At 62.2% G+C, this 17,523-nt stretch carries 13 protein-coding genes; 10 read left to right on the forward strand and 3 right to left on the reverse strand.

Features of this window, described 5'->3' with window-relative positions:
- Positions 1 to 148: 148 nt before the first annotated feature.
- Positions 149 to 1,612: a sialate O-acetylesterase gene (locus tag Q1A91_RS22650; RefSeq protein WP_299882933.1), complete on the reverse strand. Its 1,464-nt coding sequence runs from the start codon at positions 1,610 to 1,612 to the stop codon at positions 149 to 151.
- 152 nt (positions 1,613 to 1,764) lie between these two features.
- Entirely contained in the window at positions 1,765 to 3,027 is a 1,263-nt protein-coding gene (locus Q1A91_RS22655; protein WP_299882935.1) for a right-handed parallel beta-helix repeat-containing protein, read from the reverse strand.
- A 203-nt stretch (positions 3,028 to 3,230) separates the two neighbouring features.
- Here Q1A91_RS22655 and Q1A91_RS22660 point away from each other — a divergent pair, with 203 nt between their 5' ends.
- Positions 3,231 to 4,703 (forward strand): O-antigen ligase family protein, encoded by a 1,473-nt coding sequence (locus Q1A91_RS22660; RefSeq protein WP_299882937.1) that lies wholly within the window; start codon positions 3,231 to 3,233, stop codon positions 4,701 to 4,703.
- Here Q1A91_RS22660 and Q1A91_RS22665 read toward each other — a convergent pair.
- Positions 4,606 to 5,955 carry an oligosaccharide flippase family protein gene (locus Q1A91_RS22665; protein WP_299882939.1) on the reverse strand — a complete coding sequence of 450 codons (1,350 nt, stop codon included), beginning with the start codon at positions 5,953 to 5,955 and terminating at the stop codon, positions 4,606 to 4,608. The two genes, Q1A91_RS22660 and Q1A91_RS22665, sit on opposite strands and share 98 nt — an antisense overlap.
- A gap of 133 nt (positions 5,956 to 6,088) precedes the next feature.
- On the opposite strand from Q1A91_RS22665, the gene Q1A91_RS22670 reads away from it, so the two are divergent.
- The 9 genes from Q1A91_RS22670 (at position 6,089) to Q1A91_RS22710 (ending at position 17,258) form a co-directional block, all read left to right on the forward strand.
- Positions 6,089 to 7,000 (forward strand): sulfotransferase, encoded by a 912-nt coding sequence (locus tag Q1A91_RS22670; RefSeq protein ID WP_299882941.1) that lies wholly within the window; start codon positions 6,089 to 6,091, stop codon positions 6,998 to 7,000.
- Positions 6,990 to 8,006, forward strand: a complete 1,017-nt coding sequence (locus Q1A91_RS22675) for a glycosyltransferase family A protein (protein WP_299882943.1) — start codon at positions 6,990 to 6,992, stop codon at positions 8,004 to 8,006. The genes Q1A91_RS22670 and Q1A91_RS22675 overlap by 11 nt, the downstream gene beginning before the upstream one ends.
- A gap of 11 nt (positions 8,007 to 8,017) precedes the next feature.
- Positions 8,018 to 8,821, forward strand: a complete 804-nt coding sequence (locus tag Q1A91_RS22680) for a hypothetical protein (RefSeq protein WP_299882945.1) — start codon at positions 8,018 to 8,020, stop codon at positions 8,819 to 8,821.
- 318 nt (positions 8,822 to 9,139) lie between these two features.
- Positions 9,140 to 9,709, forward strand: a complete 570-nt coding sequence (locus Q1A91_RS22685) for a hypothetical protein (RefSeq protein ID WP_299882947.1) — start codon at positions 9,140 to 9,142, stop codon at positions 9,707 to 9,709.
- A 213-nt stretch (positions 9,710 to 9,922) separates the two neighbouring features.
- Positions 9,923 to 11,101 (forward strand): glycosyltransferase, encoded by a 1,179-nt coding sequence (locus Q1A91_RS22690; protein WP_299882949.1) that lies wholly within the window; start codon positions 9,923 to 9,925, stop codon positions 11,099 to 11,101.
- Positions 11,091 to 12,785, forward strand: coding sequence for a GMC oxidoreductase (locus Q1A91_RS22695; RefSeq protein WP_299882951.1), 1,695 nt, complete (start codon positions 11,091 to 11,093; stop codon positions 12,783 to 12,785). Before Q1A91_RS22690 ends, Q1A91_RS22695 begins: the two co-directional genes overlap by 11 nt.
- Positions 12,778 to 13,716, forward strand: a complete 939-nt coding sequence (locus tag Q1A91_RS22700; protein ID WP_299882953.1) for an aldo/keto reductase — start codon at positions 12,778 to 12,780, stop codon at positions 13,714 to 13,716. Before Q1A91_RS22695 ends, Q1A91_RS22700 begins: the two co-directional genes overlap by 8 nt.
- 89 nt (positions 13,717 to 13,805) lie before the next feature.
- Positions 13,806 to 14,861, forward strand: coding sequence for a glycosyltransferase family 2 protein (locus tag Q1A91_RS22705; protein ID WP_299882955.1), 1,056 nt, complete (start codon positions 13,806 to 13,808; stop codon positions 14,859 to 14,861).
- 48 nt (positions 14,862 to 14,909) lie between these two features.
- Positions 14,910 to 17,258 (forward strand): glycosyltransferase, encoded by a 2,349-nt coding sequence (locus Q1A91_RS22710; RefSeq protein ID WP_299882957.1) that lies wholly within the window; start codon positions 14,910 to 14,912, stop codon positions 17,256 to 17,258.
- Positions 17,259 to 17,523: the final 265 nt, after the last annotated feature.

The following is a 17,523-nucleotide window of genomic DNA, read 5'->3' on the forward strand; positions in this document are numbered from 1 at the left end:
GCACGGGGGCAGGCGGTCAGAGGAGTGAGTTTACAAGCCTTCTCAGTGCCTTTTCTTCGTGGTTCTGATTTGGTCGAACTGTGGCAATTTGCGGACAGGTGGCTAAAATCCGCTTATAAATTGGCCTTAAATCAGGGGTTTGGCGGCCTTACGCCGGGCGCATGACCAGCGCATGCAGGCTGGGCACCTGCACAGGGGCGGCGTAGCTGCACGTGATGGCGCGCGTCACCGCGGGCCCTGCGGGCTGCACCGACCAGCCGGCGTGGATGGCCATGTTACCTGCGGCAATCGGCGCGGTGCTGGTGGTGTCCAGATCAAAGCTGGCGCTGGTCGCAGGGCCCGACAGGCTGCCCGAAGCCGCAAAGACCAGATCACCCGCTGCCGCATCCACATCCAGGTTCAAAGCGGTGTGACCTGTGCCGGTCTCCAGCCTGCGGGCAAAGCCTGCGGGGGTGGCCAGCCCTGCGCGCGCGCCATAGACGGGCAGGGCGACAAAGCCCAACTGCCCGCTGCGCGGAATGCTGTCAAAACGCACATCCACATCCCCGGTGGTCCCGTCCGGCACAGATCCGGTGAACAGGGTCAGCCCGCACATGCTGTTGCCAAAGCTGGGAAAGCCCATGCGCATCATGTCCACACCGCCCACCTGCACCGACAGGGGCTGCGGGCCGAAGTTGCCCCGCACCACCAGCGCCAGCACGATCTGCCGGTCTGCCGCAGGGGTACCAAGGGCGACAGTGCTGACCTGGGCCGTCAGGCTCGCCGGCAGATCATGGCGCGCCAGCGCACCTGTGGTGATCACGCCACCCTGTGAAAGGCTGGTGTTGGCCTCCGCCGCCTTGAACCCCGCATGATACTGCGCCCCGAACCGCGTGGCCGATGCCGCATCCAGATGCAGCCCGTCCGACAGCGTCGCCTCCACCGGGCTGGAAGGGTCGGCATAGCCGGTAAAGGCATGGGTGTTGGGCATCGCCTGCACCGCGTTCTGGATGGCGCTGGTGTCATAGGTCCCGGTGACGTTCAGGAAATGCCCGCCCAGCACGATGGGCGTATCCGCCGTGGCCCAGGTGATGTCGCTGCGAAACGCGGTGACAAAACTGCTCAGCGCGCTGGCATAACCTGCCCGTGCGGCAGGGGTCTTGGCGTCTGCCTCCCCCTGATGCCACAGGATGCCTTTGAGCACCGATCCCGCCGGCGCCGCGGCAAGGGCCGCGTTCACCCGCGCGACAGCCTGCGCATAGACCGCGTCACCGGGGTTCCATTCATCATCCTCAAAGCCGGTGCCGCCCCGGCCGGCACCAATCAGGCGCAGGGTCACGCCGGGGTTTTCGGCCAGATAGCTGGCGGCAAAGGCGCGCGCAAAGCCGAAGTTGGCGCCTGTAGCGGGCCGCGCGATGGCCTCGGGCTCCGCCACCCCATGGGACAGGCGCGATCCAATCGCCCCCCAGGTGTCATCACTGCGCCATTCCATCACGCCTGCCGGAAAATCCCCGCCATCATCCGCCGCCCGGCCGACACTGTTGGATTGCCCGGCCACGACGAAGACATGGGATGTCGGTGGCGGCGGTGGGGTCTCCCCGGTCCCGCCCCGCTGCTGGTGGTTCATAGACATCCCGATCCCGATCATGGCGCATCCCTTTGGCTCAAATGATCCGGGGCCATGGGTGAAATCTCAGGCCTGTCGGATCAGAGCGGCGGGTTATACGCCAGCTTTGGGGTCTGTTGCCTGTTGCGGTGCGAAAGAACGGTGATCGGGTGTGCGTTTCAGGGCCGCTCCACCGCGCCCAGATCGGGTTTGGCCCCGCGCAGATGGCCAAAAAGATCCCGCGCCGGCGCATGGGTCGGGGCGGCGGCATCCACCAGCCCGCCATCGGCCTTGGGGGTGAAATCCCCCGCGTAAGGGGCTTCAAGCCGTCTGGCGGGGTAGCGTTCGACCAGGTTCTGGCGGTTGGTGAGGGACTGGGTTTCCTTGGTGAGATTGTATTTGGGCGCAATGTTGTTGGCCACGACCATCCGGCGGGAGGGCCGCCCGTCGCCATGGCTGAACACCCCGATCCAGGGGCGGTCCACCCCGGCTTCATCGCGGTGCAGCACGGTGTTGTTGGTGATGGTGCTGTTGATCCCGCCATAGACCGATATGCCGTGATAGGCCGATACCATCACCAGATTATTGGTGATGCGCAGCCCCTCAAACATCCCGTCAAACAGCCCGATCCCTTGCAGATCACAGACCAAAGCCGGGGCCGTGCGGCCGCGCCATTCAAGGATGATGTTGTTCTCGATGGTCAGGTTTTTCAGTGTGCCGGTGCCGGGGCGGCCATCCGCACCCACCGACCAGGCCTGAATGCCGTCGTCGTGGTGATCGTCAAGCTTGATGCAATCCTCGATCCGGTTGCCCCGCACAACCACATTGTCTGTCGTCACGTTGATCCCGTCCTGGCTGAAGCCCCGGATCACATTGCCCTCAATCCGCGCCCCTTTGCCTGTCACGCCGATCCCGCCGCCCAGCCCTGTGAAGGTACTGCTCAGCACGGCACTTTGTGTCCCACGCAACAGGATGCCGGCCCTGCGCGCCTTGAGCCAGGTGCCACGAGACCAGCCTGGATAGGTTTGCGCATTCTCCCGCCCACGGACATCCAGATTGCGAAACGTGATGCCTTGCGTGCTGCCCGTGGCAAGGATCATATGGCCTGTCTCTGCGGGGGGAGGTTGATCTGGCCAGACCTGTAGCCCGTCAAAGATCAGGTTTTCGCTGCGATCCACCACCAGACCTGTGATCCGTGCCTGTGCGCCCGTCGCAGGCCGGATCGTCACGGCACGGTTAAACCGCACACCTTTGATTGTGATCTTGCCATGGTTCCCAGCCTGCAGGGCAATCTCGTCACCTGCGGACACAGCCCCTGCCTGCAACAGCGCCCCCAGCGAGGGCCATACCCCGTCGCGGGCTGTGGCACCGGGGGGGGCAACCTGATGGATATCCGCCCAAAGTGCCTGTGCGGGCAACAGGCACAGCAGTGTGACACTCATCCTTTTCATGACGGTGATAAAACGCTGCCATCCGAACCTGTGCATCTTGTCTTCCTTCCAGCAAAAGGTCGCGAAACCACCCCGGATTAACCGCATTTTCCAATGATAATGGCAAGGCGTCCCAGCTGTCTGTGTCTCATCGCTTGTCATAGAATGCGGGTGCAGAATGTGGCATAGCAAAACAAACGTCGCGGAAAGGCATCATGCCCAAGTATACCCGGTTTCCCCCTAAAGAGGTCACACAGCCCGCTGTCACGCCGCCTCCTGAAGAACGGGAGAAGCCGGTTGCACAGCCACCTGCGCGCCGCGCTGTGATCAATGCAGAAGAGAAATCCCTCAACTGGCTTGTACCGCTTTTGATGTGGAGCCTGATCATCCCGGTGATCGTGAACCTGGGGCCCTTGCGGCTCAGCCCCAACCGTTTGATCCTGGTTTTGAGCATCGTGCCCTTGGTGGTCCTGTGGCTTACCGGCTCTGCAGGACGTATCCGGACGGCAGATATTCTGGTCATCTTCAGCAGCCTTTGGTTTGCCCTCAGCCTTATCATCTATGGCGGCGCGCCCTTTATCGAAAATGCAGGCATCACGGGCATTGAAATGTTGGGGCCCTATCTGATGGCGCGCTGTTTCATCCGCACCGAGGCGCAATATGCAAAACTGATCCGCACCCTGTATTGGATCGCGGCGGTGCTTGCCCCCATTGCGGCGATTGAATCTTTTACCGGTATCCGTGTGCTGCGGGCCCTGTTCGATCCGCTGTTCGTGACGTTCCCTTATGGCAGCAACGTCAGGTGGGATCTGATCCGGGCGCAGGCAGGCTTTGAACACCCGATCCTCTTTGGATGTTTCACAGCGTTTTTGTTTTCACCGATCTACTTTTCCCTGCGGCTGCGCATGTCGGCTGTCAAAGCGTTTATCGTGGCGTTGCCGGTCCCTATTGCGACGTTCTTTGCGCTTTCGATGGGGGCGTATCTGGGGCTGATCATCCAGTTCATGTTGATCGGCTGGGCATTCATGACCCGCAAACTGACGAAGCGCTGGTATATTTTGTCAGGGTTGGTTCTGTTTGCGTATGTTTTTGTCGATGTCCTGTCCAACCGCACACCGTTTGAGGTTTTCATCAGCTATCTGACATTTGATGTCAGTACAGCCTATTGGCGCGTGCTGATCTTTACCTTCGGGGTCCAGAATGTCTGGGCCAATCCAATATTTGGCATCGGGCTGGGGGACTGGTTCCGCCCCGATTTCATGTACAGTTCCAGCGTCGACAATTTCTGGCTGGTGATGGCCATGCGCCATGGCATTCCCGGCTTTGCGCTGATTACAGGGGCCTATCTTGCTGTGATGACCGCCCTCATCCGCAGCAAGCCGTCACAGACATCCGTTCAGGTCCATCGGCGGGCATTGGTGTTTTCGCTGATCGGGCTGGGCGTTGCGATCATTACCGTGCACCTGTGGAATGCGACGTTCGTGTTTTTCATGTTCATGCTGGGGGCTGGGGTCTGGATGGCGGACGCGCCGCAGGCTGAAGAAGATCCCAAAGGGGCCAAGACACCGTCTCAGCCGACAGGACGTTCTGTCACTGCACGCGCGGCACCGCCGCACCCCGCCACATCGCCCGCAGCGTCGGATCGAACCCGCTCACCCGCAGCACGCAGATCATCAACACCCCCTTGAAAAAGAGGACGGCAATAAAGGTGGCGCAGGCGGCTCCCATCATGCCGTAGATCGGGATCAGGGTCAGGTTCAGGGTCAGATTTACCACCAAGGCGGCAAGGGAGACCATCAGCACCAACCGCTCATGGCCCAGTGTGATGAGAATAACCACCACAGGCCCGCATAGGATACCAAGCATCTGTGCGACCACCAGCACCCGCAACACCGGCGCGGCAGGCAGAAAATCAGCCCCAAAAAGACCCATGTAAAGGCTGGCCCCCAAGCCCAGCACGACACAGATGCCGCCCCCCAACAGGGCCGCAAGCTGTGCGCCTTGCGTGATCAGCCGTTGCCCTTCGACATGTGCAGCGTCTTGATCTTCTCCGGCGAGCGTGCGCGACAGCATCGGCCCCAGCACCTGCATCGCCACACTATTGGCAATCAGCATCAGATCCGCCCCCCGTGAGGCAGCCCGGTACCGCCCCACATCCGCCGCCTCCGCCAGCACCCCGATCATCAGCACATCCAGATTGGTCTGCATCTGGCTTGCGAAAGTCATCACCAGCAAAGGCAAAGACGCCGTCAGCCACAACTTTGGTGTGAACTGTCTGCCGCCTTGACCGGCATCCCCGGCAGGCAACGCCGCCAGCGCCCGCCGCGCCAACAGGATCATGCACATCAGCACCGCCATGCCGACCATCACCGACAGGCCGAACACCTCCCGCGCCCCCAGCTCAAACCCCAGATAGATCGCCAGACCCAGAACACTCAGAAACACCACCTGCCGCAGCAAGGTCTCCATCAGCTGCGATTGCACCACCCGTTGAAACCCTGCCAGCAGGGCCGAGACGTTCAGGATCAGCGCATGTACCGCGATGCCCGCCACCAGCCAGCCTGCGGCAATCGGCAGGACCAGCCGCCCGCTGCCTTCCAGCCAGAACAGCACCGCCGCCACAATCGCGCACAGGGTCAGGATCAACCCGAATTGCAGCGTCAGAAACCCGCGCAGCAACCCGGTCTGCCCACGCACCACGAAACGCGGCAGTTCGCGCACCGACAGCTGTTCCATCCCCAGGCTCATCAGAATGCCTGTGATCACCACGCAGGTGAAAGCGTAGGTATAGACGCCAAAAGCCTCCACCCCCAACAGCCGCGCGATCACAACAGAGCCCAGAAACTGCAAGCCAAGCCCGGCGATGCGGATGCCGAAATTGCCGCTCACACGGCGGCGGAACGAAGACATGGGTCTGGGCGTGTCTGACGGGTCGCTCATCAGGGTGTTTTCCTCATTACCCGCCGGGTTGTGAACACTTTATTAACCATAAGCGCCTTTGCTGACCCCGGACAGAGAGGGGACCGCGCCGCCTGTGGCGCTTGAAACACCCTCCAGACAACTTGGCAAGGGAATGCGCGTTATGGTGCAAGGGACGGACACCCGGATTTTCGTGATGGGATGCTCACGCGGGGGGACCACCGTGGTGCAGCGCAGGCTGGCGGAGAGGCTGAACCTCTATACCCTGCCGGAGACGCGGTTTTTCTCCAACCTGCTGGGCAACGCGGAAGAGCGGCTCTTTCCCCAGACCGCACGGCCCCGGCCCCCTGTACGCAAGTTCACCTCCGGTGTGCGTGAAAAACTCGGGCGCAGCACCGGGCGGGAACATGTCCACCTTGAAGGCATCACCCTGCCACGGGCGCGCAAATGGACGCGGGTGCAGCAGCGCACGGCGCAATTTGTGGCCGGGCTGGACCGGGCGGCGGTGGCCGGCGGGCACATCGGCTGGCTGGAGAAATCACCGACCCACACCCATTACGCAGCTGACATCCACCGTCTGGTGCCGGAGGCCTGGATGATCCACATCATCCGCGATCCGCGTGATACGGTTGCCTCCATCTGGGATGCTGCACAGCGCTACGGTGATCCCTGGGGCGTGATCTATGACCGGATTGAGCGGGCCGTGGACAAATGGAACGCCGCCACCCGTGCTTCTGCCGCGATGGTGGGCGCGCGCCGCCAGATCTTCATGTCCTACCAGCAGTTCACGGAAAATCCCCGGACCGCCCTTGACCATATTGCCCGGACCATTGGCGTGCCCCAAAGCCCCGTGTCCGCCGCCCGGACCCGGATCGCCACCCCGTCAGAACCCTGGAAAGCCGATGCGCTGGCCGCACCGATCCATCCGGCACGCTCCAAATGGCGCAGTGCGCTGACGGGGGCAGAACGCACAGCGGTCGAGGCGCAGCTTTGCCCGCAGGCGCTGGCCTTTCTGGACAATCTGACCCGGCAGCCCCTGATGGAGGCGCCGCGCCATGTTGCATGAGCCCATTGCCCATCCCGATCTGGCGCGGGGCGGACCGGTTCAGCGCTGGGATGATCTGAGCTTTTCCATCATCCTGCCCGTCTACAACCGCGCCCATAGCATCGGGGCCGCTCTCACCTCCCTGCTGGCGCAAACCCGACCGGCGGAGGAGATCATCGTGGTCGATGACGGCTCCACCGATGATCTGGAGGCTGCCCTTGCGCCCTATCGTGCGCATGTCCGGCTGATCCGTCAGGCCAATGCCGGTGTGGCTGCTGCGCGCAATGCAGGGGCTGCGGCGGCGCGGGGGGGCTGGCTGACGTTTCAGGATTCCGATGATCTCTGGACGCGGGACCATCTGGCCACCGTGGTGCGCGATCTGACCCATGCACCCGGTGACACCGTCGCGCATCTGGGTGATGTGACCTATACCGGGGACGGCTATGTTGAGCAGTTGTTCGCCATCAAGAACCGGACTTTCCCGCAAGACCATGCGGAACGCATCGCAGACCCGCTGCCGCTGGTGATCTCCGGCATGACCCTGCAAGGGGCGGCTGTCCGGCGGGACGTCTTTGCCCGGCTGGAAGGCTTTGATGCGGGCATGCGGATGCTGTCGGACACCGCGTTCTTTTGCCAGCTGGCGCTGGAGGGACCTTTCGCAGTGACCGGCCATACACTGGCCGAGATCCGCAGGCTGCCCGGCGACGCAGAGGCCATCACCAGCCTGCACCGCAAGAACGCGGTCTATGCCCGGCAGATGCACGTGCGGGGCCTGGCGGCATTGGCGGCGCGCAGGTTGCCTTCGGGACAACAGAAACTGGCCGACCGCGCTCTGTCCGGGGCGGAATTCCGTCTGGCGCAGGCCCTGCATGGCCGTGATCCGCGCGCTGCCCGCGCGCTGTTGTGGCAGGCCGCCCGGCGCCATCCCTCACCCCTCAAAGGCTGGATCAAATCCCAGATCGCCGCTATCATGGGGGCTCCCGGCTACCGCTGGGCTCTGTCCGACAGCAGTCTGGACCGCAGCTAAGAAAGAGCGATGTGCGCGACCCTGATGATGTGCTGGCCGATCTGTGCGTGATCGCCCTTGTAAATGATGATGCGAGCCTTGCGCACAACCTTGAGACCTCTGACCTGCTGACCCGCCAGGGCGTGCCGCTGCATATCGAGCGTGGGGCGGCTTCGGCCTCCATCGGCTACAATGCCGGTCTGGATGCCACGACGGCGGGCATCGTGGTGCTGGCCCATCAGGACGTCTATTTCCCCCCCGGCTGGCATGTGCATCTGGCCCGCGCCATCGCGGATGTGGAGCGGATCGACCCCGATTGGGCGGTGCTGGCGCCTTTTGGCATGTGTGCGGAGACGGACGCGCATATCGGTGATGTCTGGTCCACCGGCATCAGCCGCCGGGTGGGCGAACGGGTCAGCGCACCCCGTGCGGTGCAAAGCGTGGATGAGCTGGTGATCGTGCTGCGCCGCGCCTCCGGCCTGCGGTTCGATCCCGCGCTGCCGCGGTATCACCTCTATGGCACCGATCTGGTGCAGATGGCCTGGGCGGCGGGCAAGGGCGCCTATGTGGCCGCGATGCCGGTGGTGCACAACGATGATTTCAAAGCGGCTTTAGGCGCGGATTTCACCGAGAGCTATGCGTTTGTGCGGCGCAAATGGCAGGCGGTGCTGCCGCTGCGGACGCCTGTTTTGTGGGTGACCAAACGGGGGTTCGGGTTGCTGCGCTACCGGTTCCGGGCTTGGCGGGGGCTGTCGAAACGGCGGGCTCTGGCGGGGGATACAAGTGTCTCACCGAAGGTTTATGCGGTGCAGTGTGGGTGGGAAGACGCGGGGTGAACGCCTTGGCAGAACATGACATCCAGAGCGAAAGACATGTGAGTTCATATTTATCATAATCCGCATTACTGGTGGTATCGCTCACAGCCCGGCACATTCTAAACTGGGTTGCGACATTTCCCCTATCTTTCTGAAAAGCAAGGAGAATGAAAGATTGCGCACGCGGCGAAATGATTAGACATTGCAAAGTTGGAGTAGATTTACAGACTTTGGGGAAAGAGGTTGAAGTTAACGATATTCCTTATCGCGCTGATATGCTGCGCAAACCCTGCAAAGAGTCAGATCGCGAACCTCCTCGGATGCCCTGTAACAGCTGATTTGAATGATGGTATTGTCTTCACTGACCCTGCCCGCCAAGGAGAACTCGACCAAAGATATCGACGTCTTGAAGGACCATACATCGGCGTAAACTACGTGAATGGCATTTTCCCGGATGGAACCACCGTCAGCTATTCGGGCCTTTTCACATACAAACATTGGCGTAAAGGCGAAGTCATTCAATACGAAGAACCACAGACCGACTTAACTGAGATTCTCGAGTTTAAGGCCGGATCAACACATTCATTCGAGAGCATTCGGTATAACCCTCAAACGCCTGACCGTAAGTGGCACATCTCGGCAGAATACCGGATCGAAACAGCAGAAGATTTCAGCATTGGCCGATGCTCTTACACCGCCGTGCAAATCTCTCGCGAGGGGACCCTCACTTTACCAGACGGCAAAACAAAACGAGATCGGGAGAGGTATATCTTCGTACCAGAGCTCCTTCTGAAAGTATCAGGTACCGGGGTCGGATGGGGCGACATTTCAAATGTTCGGAAGCGCACCATACTTGATGGGAAGAAATGGCCGTTCTCCAGTAACGCAGCGGACGTGCTGCGCGACTAGCAACTGTATTTCTCAGAGGTTCTGAGGTCTCCGCCCTGTTTGGCTTTGCTCCCGCCGCACCCTGTGGTGACATTCCTGCTTTGCAAAACCAGTGACATTTCTACTGGGTTGCAACAATCGCTCACACTGTCGGCCATGCCTCTCCATTGCCCTTTCCAGGCAGAGCAGCGTAAACAGAAAATCACCTGCCCGGCGTGTCACAGGACCAAGCCCATGTTGACGATCCTACATTGTATCTCGGCCTATCCAGATCCCATCGCACCCGAAACGCAGGCTTCTTCTTTGTTGCTGGAACTGACGGCAGACCGCTTCACCCACAATGTTTTCAGTTTCAAACGCGCGCACTGGCGCGGTGACATCACCGCGCTGGCCTTTGACGATGCCGCAGGCAAGGATCACCGGGCCATGGTCTATGGCGCACCACCCAAAGGGTTGCGGCTGGCGCGTACGATGAACCAACTCGCCACCTGGATCATTGCCGATGCGCAGGCGCGCGGGCTGAAGCCCGATCTTGTTCATGCCCACAAGGTCACGATCGATGGTCTGGTGGGTGCGCAGGTGGCAGCGCATTTTGGCGTGCCGCTGGCGCTGAGCGTGCAGGCCAACACCGACACGCGCATCCTGAACGCACGCTGGGATCTACGCGCCACCTTCCGGGATATCTGGCAGGAGGCCGCCGTCATCTTTCCCTTTGCCCCGGTGGCACAGACAGCCGTTGAGGCCCTGATCGGAAAACGTCAGGGAACGGTCCAGATGCTGCCCTGCCCGACCCGTGCTGACAGAATTCTGACCCCCACGCCCCGGACAGCGGAGGCGGCCCCGGTGATCCAGACCGCGTTCAACCTCGCCCATCACGGCAACAAGAACATCAAGACCCTGCTGGAAGCCACGGCGCTGGCCGCCCGAGAGCTACCGGACCTGCGGCTGGATATCCTGGGCGGCGGCGATGCGGAGGCGTTTTTCAAGATCTCGCAGATGTGCGCCCAGATCGCACCCGGACACGCGCGCCTGTTGGGCGCAAGAAAAGGCGATGAGATGCAAACGCTCATGAACCGGGCCACGGCCTTTGCCCTGCCCTCCCACCGCGAAAGTTTTGGCATGGTCTATGCCGAAGCGCTGCTGGCGGGCACGCCGTGCCTGCATTCCAAGGGGCGGGCGATTGACGGCTTGTTTGCTGAAGGCACGGTGACGCTTGGGGTTGATCCCTCAAACCCCGGCGCCATGGCCGAAGCGCTGCTGCGGCTGTGTCGCGAAGAGAGCGCCTTCAAGGCCCGACTGGCGGAGGCCCAGGCCGCCGGGCATCTCAACATCCTGCGCCGCCACACCATCGCGGAACGCTATGGCGCGCATCTGCAGGCCGCGGTTGACGGGATCATGCCGGATGTTGCTTGACCGCCCCCGGCTGGCGGAGCTGCAGGCGCTGGATGTGGATCTGACCATCATTGGCGGCGGGCCTGTGGGTCTTGTCTCCGCTCTGGCCGCACGGGCGGCGGGGGCGCGGGTGCTGCTGCTGGAAAGCGGACGCATGGACCGGGACCCCGCGATACAAAGCCAATCCGATGACACCATCGACACCCCCGACACCCATCATGCAGGCCCACTGACCACATCACGCAGGCTGGGCGGTGCGGGGCATCTGTGGGGCGGGCGCTGCGTGCCGTTTGATCCGATTGATTTCAGGGGACGCCCCTGGCTGGCGGGCTGTACGGAAGACTGGCCTGTCACAGCCGCGGATCTGGCCCCCTACCTCGCCCCGGCACTGGATTATCTGGGCGCCGGAGAGCCCCTGCTTGAAGACCCGCTGCCTGCGCCGCTGAACACACGTCTGGACGCCGACACGGCCTTCACCGCCCACCGGCTGGAACGCTGGACGGCAGACCCCCGGATTGAGCGGCGTCACATGGCGCAGCTGCGCGCAGACCGGGACCTTTACGTCGCTTTGGGGTGTTCGGTTTGTAGCGCAAAACATACCAAGGACCGGATCACCCATCTGGACGTCTGGACCGAAGCGGAAGGCCGCGCCGCCGCCCTGCCTGTAGGTCAGGTGATCCTAGCCGCGGGCGGGGTGGCTTCCACCCGGTTCCTGCTGGCGTTGCAAGCCAATCACCCGGCATTGTTTGGGGGCGCGCAGGGGCCGCTGGGGCGGTTCTACATGGGCCACGTGAACGGCCAGATTGCGGACATCACCTTTGAGGATGCCGCTCTTCAGGACGCCTTTTGCTATTACACAGACGCCGCAGGCAGCTATATCCGCCGCCGGATCACCCCCAGCGAGCAGACCCAACAGGATCACCAGCTCAGCAACGTAGCCTTTTGGCCGGTGGTGCCGGAAATCTCGGATGCGCGGCACCGCTCGGGTCCGCTGTCGGCTGTCTTTCTGGGGCTGTCGATGCCCTGGCTGGGCCCGCGCCTGATTGCGCAAGCCATCCGGCTCAAGCACATCGGCCCGCCGCCATACCGCCGCCTGCCGCACCTGCGCAATCTGCTCACCGATCCTGTGGGCACGCTTGGCTTCGTACCTGCGTTCATCTGGCAGCGCTATGGCGCGCGCACACGGGTGCCGGGGTTCTTTCTGCGCAATCCCGCACAACGCTACGGGTTGGAGTTTCACGCCGAACATCTGCCAAATGCGACGAGCCGGATCACGCTTGATCCCACCCGCCGCGACCGCACCGGGCTGCCACACGCACGGGTGGATTTCAGGTTCACGCAAGACGATGCCGCTCCCATCCTGCGCGCCCATGAGGCCCTGGAGGACTGGCTGAAGCGGCGGGGGCTGGGGCGGCTCAGCTATCGCTACGGGCCGGAAGTGCCTGCCAGGGGGATCTTCGAGGAAGCCAAACACGGCAATCACCAGATCGGCACGGCGCGCATGGGGCATGACGCAAGCGATGGTGTCGTGGACCGCTGGGGCACGTGCTTTGACCTGCGCAACCTGCATATCGCCTCCACTGCGGTGCTGCCCAGTTCTTCGCAGGCCAATCCAACGCTGGCGGCCGTGCAACTTGCCCTGCGCACGGTGGCGCATCTGCAGCAGACCGGCGCGTTGAGCGGACAGGAGACACCCCATGGATAGACACATCCTTGCCGGTCTTGATGCAGAGGTTTCAGCCCTTGGATTTGGAGCCGCTTCCCTTGGCAGCCGTGTGGGCGCGCGCGCAGGCCAGCGTCTGGTCGCGCAGGCGCTGGCGCAGGGGATTACGTGGTTCGACCTTGCCCCGGCTTACGGCGCCGGGCAGGCAGAGGAGATCTTTGCAGCAGCGATCAGGGGTCAGCGCGACAGGGTGCAGATCTGCACCAAGGTTGGCCTTGCCCCCCCTCCTCAGCCTCTATGGAAACGCGCCGTGTTGCCGGTTGCCCGGCAGGTCGTGCGCAACATCGCCCCTTTACGTGGTCGCATCCGCAAAAGCGGGATCACCAGCAACCGCCCCCTGCCGCTCACCCCTGAGGTGCTCCGCGACAGTCTGGAACGCAGCCTGAGGCGGTTGGGAACGGACCACGTGGACCTCTATGCGCTGCACAATGCCACCCCGGAGGCGCTGGCGGATGAAGCGCTGCTGCGCACGCTCGAAGACCTGCGCACCAGCGGCAAGGTGCGCGCGATTGCCGTGGCATCAGATGGCACCGCTGCCGAGGCCGCCCTCGCGCAGGCCCGGTGCGTGGATGTCGTGCAATGTGCCTTGCAGGTGGCCACCCCCGCATTGGTCAGCCGCGCAGCACAGGCGGGCATGGGAGTGATCACCCATTCGGTCTTCGGTCTGAACACCTCCCCCGAAGACATCACACAGCGCATCGCCGCCTCCTCCGATCTGCAGGCCCTTCATGCGGCCGCAGGTGCCCCGTCCCCCGCCGCCCTGAGACTGATGGCCGCGCGCCTGCGCAACCCTGGCGGCGTGACCCTGTGCTCGATGATGTCATCTGCACATCTGGCCGCCAACGCAGCGGTCTTTGCCGCGCCGCTTTCTTCGGAGACGACCGCGCTTGCACAGGCGCTTTTCCCGCAATAGGCGCGGCGGCGGGTCGGGCGATTGACTTTTTCCAGCCCGCTTTCAATAAACCATTGGCAGTTCCGGTATCGGCGGTTGTAGTAGGTTTCATGTCTTTTCCCGCCCTTGGCGTTGTTATCGTAAGCTTCAATGCGACAGATGTGATCCTGGACTGTCTCGACAGCCTGCTCGCAGCCCCTGATGTCGTGTTGCACATTGTCGTTGTCGATAACGCCTCCACCGATGGATCCGCTGATCTGATCAGAACCTGGGCCGCCGGACAGGCGGGTGCCCGACAGACCCCTGATCTGCCCTTCCCGGTGCCCCACCGCAAAGAGGCCCTCCCCTTGCACGACCGGGTGCCCGACACGTCAGAGCACGCCACCGTGACGCTGCTGGAGGCCGGGGTGAACGGCGGTTTTGCCGCCGGGGTGAACATCGGTCTGGCAGCCCTTCATCAGATCCCCGGGCTGGACCGGTTCTGGGTGCTGAACCCCGATTGCATCGTCCCGCCGCAAACGCCTGCACATTTTGCCACCTATCAGCCCCCTGGTGGTGCGTTTTCCCTGATGGGGGGGCGGGTGCGCTACATCCATGACCCGGATCAGCTGCAAAGTGACGGTGGCGTGGTCAACCGCCGCAGCGGCGTGACCAGCAACGTGAACCGCGGCTGTAGCCACGCCCGCACGCCGCGTCCTGATCCGGGCCATCTTGACTTTGTATCTGGCGCCAACATGGTCGCTTCCCGTGCCTTTTATGATCGTGCGGGCCCGCTTCCGGAGGATTATTTCCTCTATTACGAAGAAGTGGACTGGGCGCTGCGCCGGGGCGATATGCCACTGGCCCTCTGCCCAAAGGCAGAGGTCTTTCACCACACCGGCACGGCCATCGGATCGGCGACCAGCGCCAGGATCGGCTCCCCTTTTGCTGTCTATTTCATGTACCGCAGCCGCATGCGTTTCATGCGCCGTCATGCTCCCCGCTGGCTGCCTTACGCCCGCGCCTATGCGCTGGCCAAGGCGGGGCAATTGCTGCTCAAAGGTCACTACCGGCATGCAGGGGCCATCTGGTCTGCCGTCCGGGGCGGCAGGGTGCCGAAAGGTATTCGGGCGCGCCTGTCGCCCCAGGCGGCGACACGCGCCTTTTCGAGCCTGCCTCACAGTTAACCGGTTTGCGCCATGCAACACCAAGCGAACGGATCAAAAGGGTTACCCATGATCAAACGTCACATTTTGAATGCTGCCCGCAACACCGCGCGACGTTTGCCCAAACCCCTGCGCACCCGGATCAAGCAGACACAGCTTGTGCGCAAGCTGATCCGCAGAAACGAAGACGCACATATCTCCGACGATCTGTCCTTTGCTGAAAATTCCGGCTGGACCCGCCTGCCCGATTGCCCCAAAGCGCTGCTGGATCCCGGCGGTGCGCAGATCGGGGATCTGATGTATGTCATCTGCGGCTTTGAAGACATGGCGACCGTCAGCACGGACATCCACGTCTTTGACATGGCGCGCAAGACATGGTGCGACCCGATCCCGGTGCCGGATGATTTCCCGCATTCACACAGCGCCGTCTCCACCGATGGCGAGCGGTATATCTACGTGGCAGGCGGCCAGCATGGCGGCAATTGCAGACCGGCAATCACAAATGTCTACTGTCTGGATACCCAATCCGCGACCTGGCATGCGCTGCCTGCCCTGCCTGCGCCGCGCTATGCCGGATCCATGCAGCTGTGGCGTGGACGGTTGCATTATGTCGGCGGCGCGGATGTGGACCGCTGGACCCCGACGGTGGATCACTGGAGCCTGGGCGTATTAGGAGCGGAAGCGAGTGAATCCGAATGGCAGCAAGACACTCCAATCCCTGTGGGTGGCATGCACCGGGCCTCGGCTGTGGTGGCCGATCAGCTTTATGTGCTGGGCGGCCAGCAGGGTGATTTCAAAGCCATTGACGGTGACCCCCACTACACCTGCACCGGTGAGACACAGGAAACCTATCTGCATTCCGCCTTCCGGCTGGATGATCCGGGGGGCACATGGGGGCGGATCCCGGATATGCCCATTGCGGTCTCCCATTGCGACTTCTCCTGCATGGTCGTGGAGGGGGTGATCTATCTCTATGGCGGGCAGACGTTCAAACACCCGCAGGATTTCTATCTGCGGCTGACCGATGCCATTCAGGCTTTTGACCCCAAGGCCAACCGCTGGTCGATTGCCTGGTATCTGCCGTGCCATCTGAAAATGCCCGTCATGGGCCGGCAGGGGGATGATGTCTTCATCACCGTGGGGCAACGCGGCAAGGGCAACACCGACAGGCCCGGCGCGCTCTCTGCGCTGACCTGGAGCGCGCCACTGCCCCGCGTGGACACAAGCGCGCATCCGGTCAAACTGCCTGCGCTGACGGGCAAACGGGTGCTGTTGGTGTCACATGCGTTTTCACGCTCCGGCGCGCCGCTGGAGCTGTTTGAGCTGGCCCGCGCGATGATCCAGAGCGGTGCGGATGTGCGCGCGGTGAGCCTGAGTGACGATGCGGTTTGTGGCAATGTCACCACCGATTTCAAAGTGCCCGTGGTGCCCCCTGAAACCGCGATGGCACAGGCGGCAGAGGCAGACCTGATCGTTGTGAACAGCACGAACTACCGCACACGGGACTGGATAGAAGAAGGGGTGCAGGCAGCCCCCGATCTGGCCCGCAAGATCCTGTGGTGCGTCCATGAAATCGACGTCGAAACCTACAGGCCCGCGGCAGATATGCTGCCGCATGTGCACATGGCCACTTTTGGCAGCAACGCCTGTCTGCAAGCCTGGAAACAGGTCTGCGATGTGCTGCCTGCCTGCCATGTCGTCCATCCGGGCCTTGAGCAGGAAACCTTTGATCGCGGCCTTCAGGACAAGCACCTGTTTCAGAGAGCCGACCCGAACGTCCACACACCCGCTCCCCGCCTGTTGTCCCGCGCCGACATCCGGGCGGCATTGGGTGTCACAGAGGATGATTTCCTGCTGCTCTCCGTTGGGGGGTATTCCAGAAGGAAGGGACAGAAGCTGCTGCTGGACAGCATCGCAAAAGCCGCCCGGACACGCGATTTGCCCGTGAAACTATTGCTCGCGGGCTTTCACTCTGATGCGGAAAGACAAGAGCTTCTGGATACGCTCGGTGAGGACGGCAAACAGATCCTTGATGCCCGCCGCGCCTATGTCTTCACCCCGCATGTGGATGCGCTTTATCTGGCCAGTGATGCCCATATCATCAACGCACAGGGCGATGATGGCCGGGGGGAGACTTTCGGGCGCGCCACGGTGCATGGGATGGCCTATAGCCTGCCCGTTCTGGGCACCGCCGCAGGCGGCACGCTGGAGATCATCGGCGACGGGGTTGAGGGGTTTCTCTACCCGGTGGGGCCTGCCGGTCAGGACGTCATGATCGAGAAGATAGAAGCCCTGATTGCGGACCCTGCCCTGAGAGAAAAGATGGGCAAGGCGGGCCGCGCGCGCGCCTACAGTCAGTTCCGCAAGGACGTCTACATCCAAAAAATGGATGAGATCTTTGCCACCCTTCTGGCGTGATCCGACCGGTTCGTTCGGATCCTTGTCCCTGCTTCTGCGCTTCTTCTGCAGGAGTTAAATAGATGTTATTAGGTGTTAAGGCTTTGAAATAGAGCGTAAACCTTTGGTGTTTCTTGATTTTTCCAAAGGTGCGGTGGGTGAAATATCGAAGATCGGTGTGTGATCTATCGAAAAAAGGTGGGTGAAATATCGAAAACCCTTTGACTTGCGTGGGTGAAATATCGAAAAGTCGCCCCAAGTGGGTGAAATATCGAAAGAGGCGCTG

Source organism: uncultured Sulfitobacter sp., from assembly GCF_947500075.1.
Taxonomy (GTDB): Bacteria; Pseudomonadota; Alphaproteobacteria; order Rhodobacterales; family Rhodobacteraceae; genus Sulfitobacter.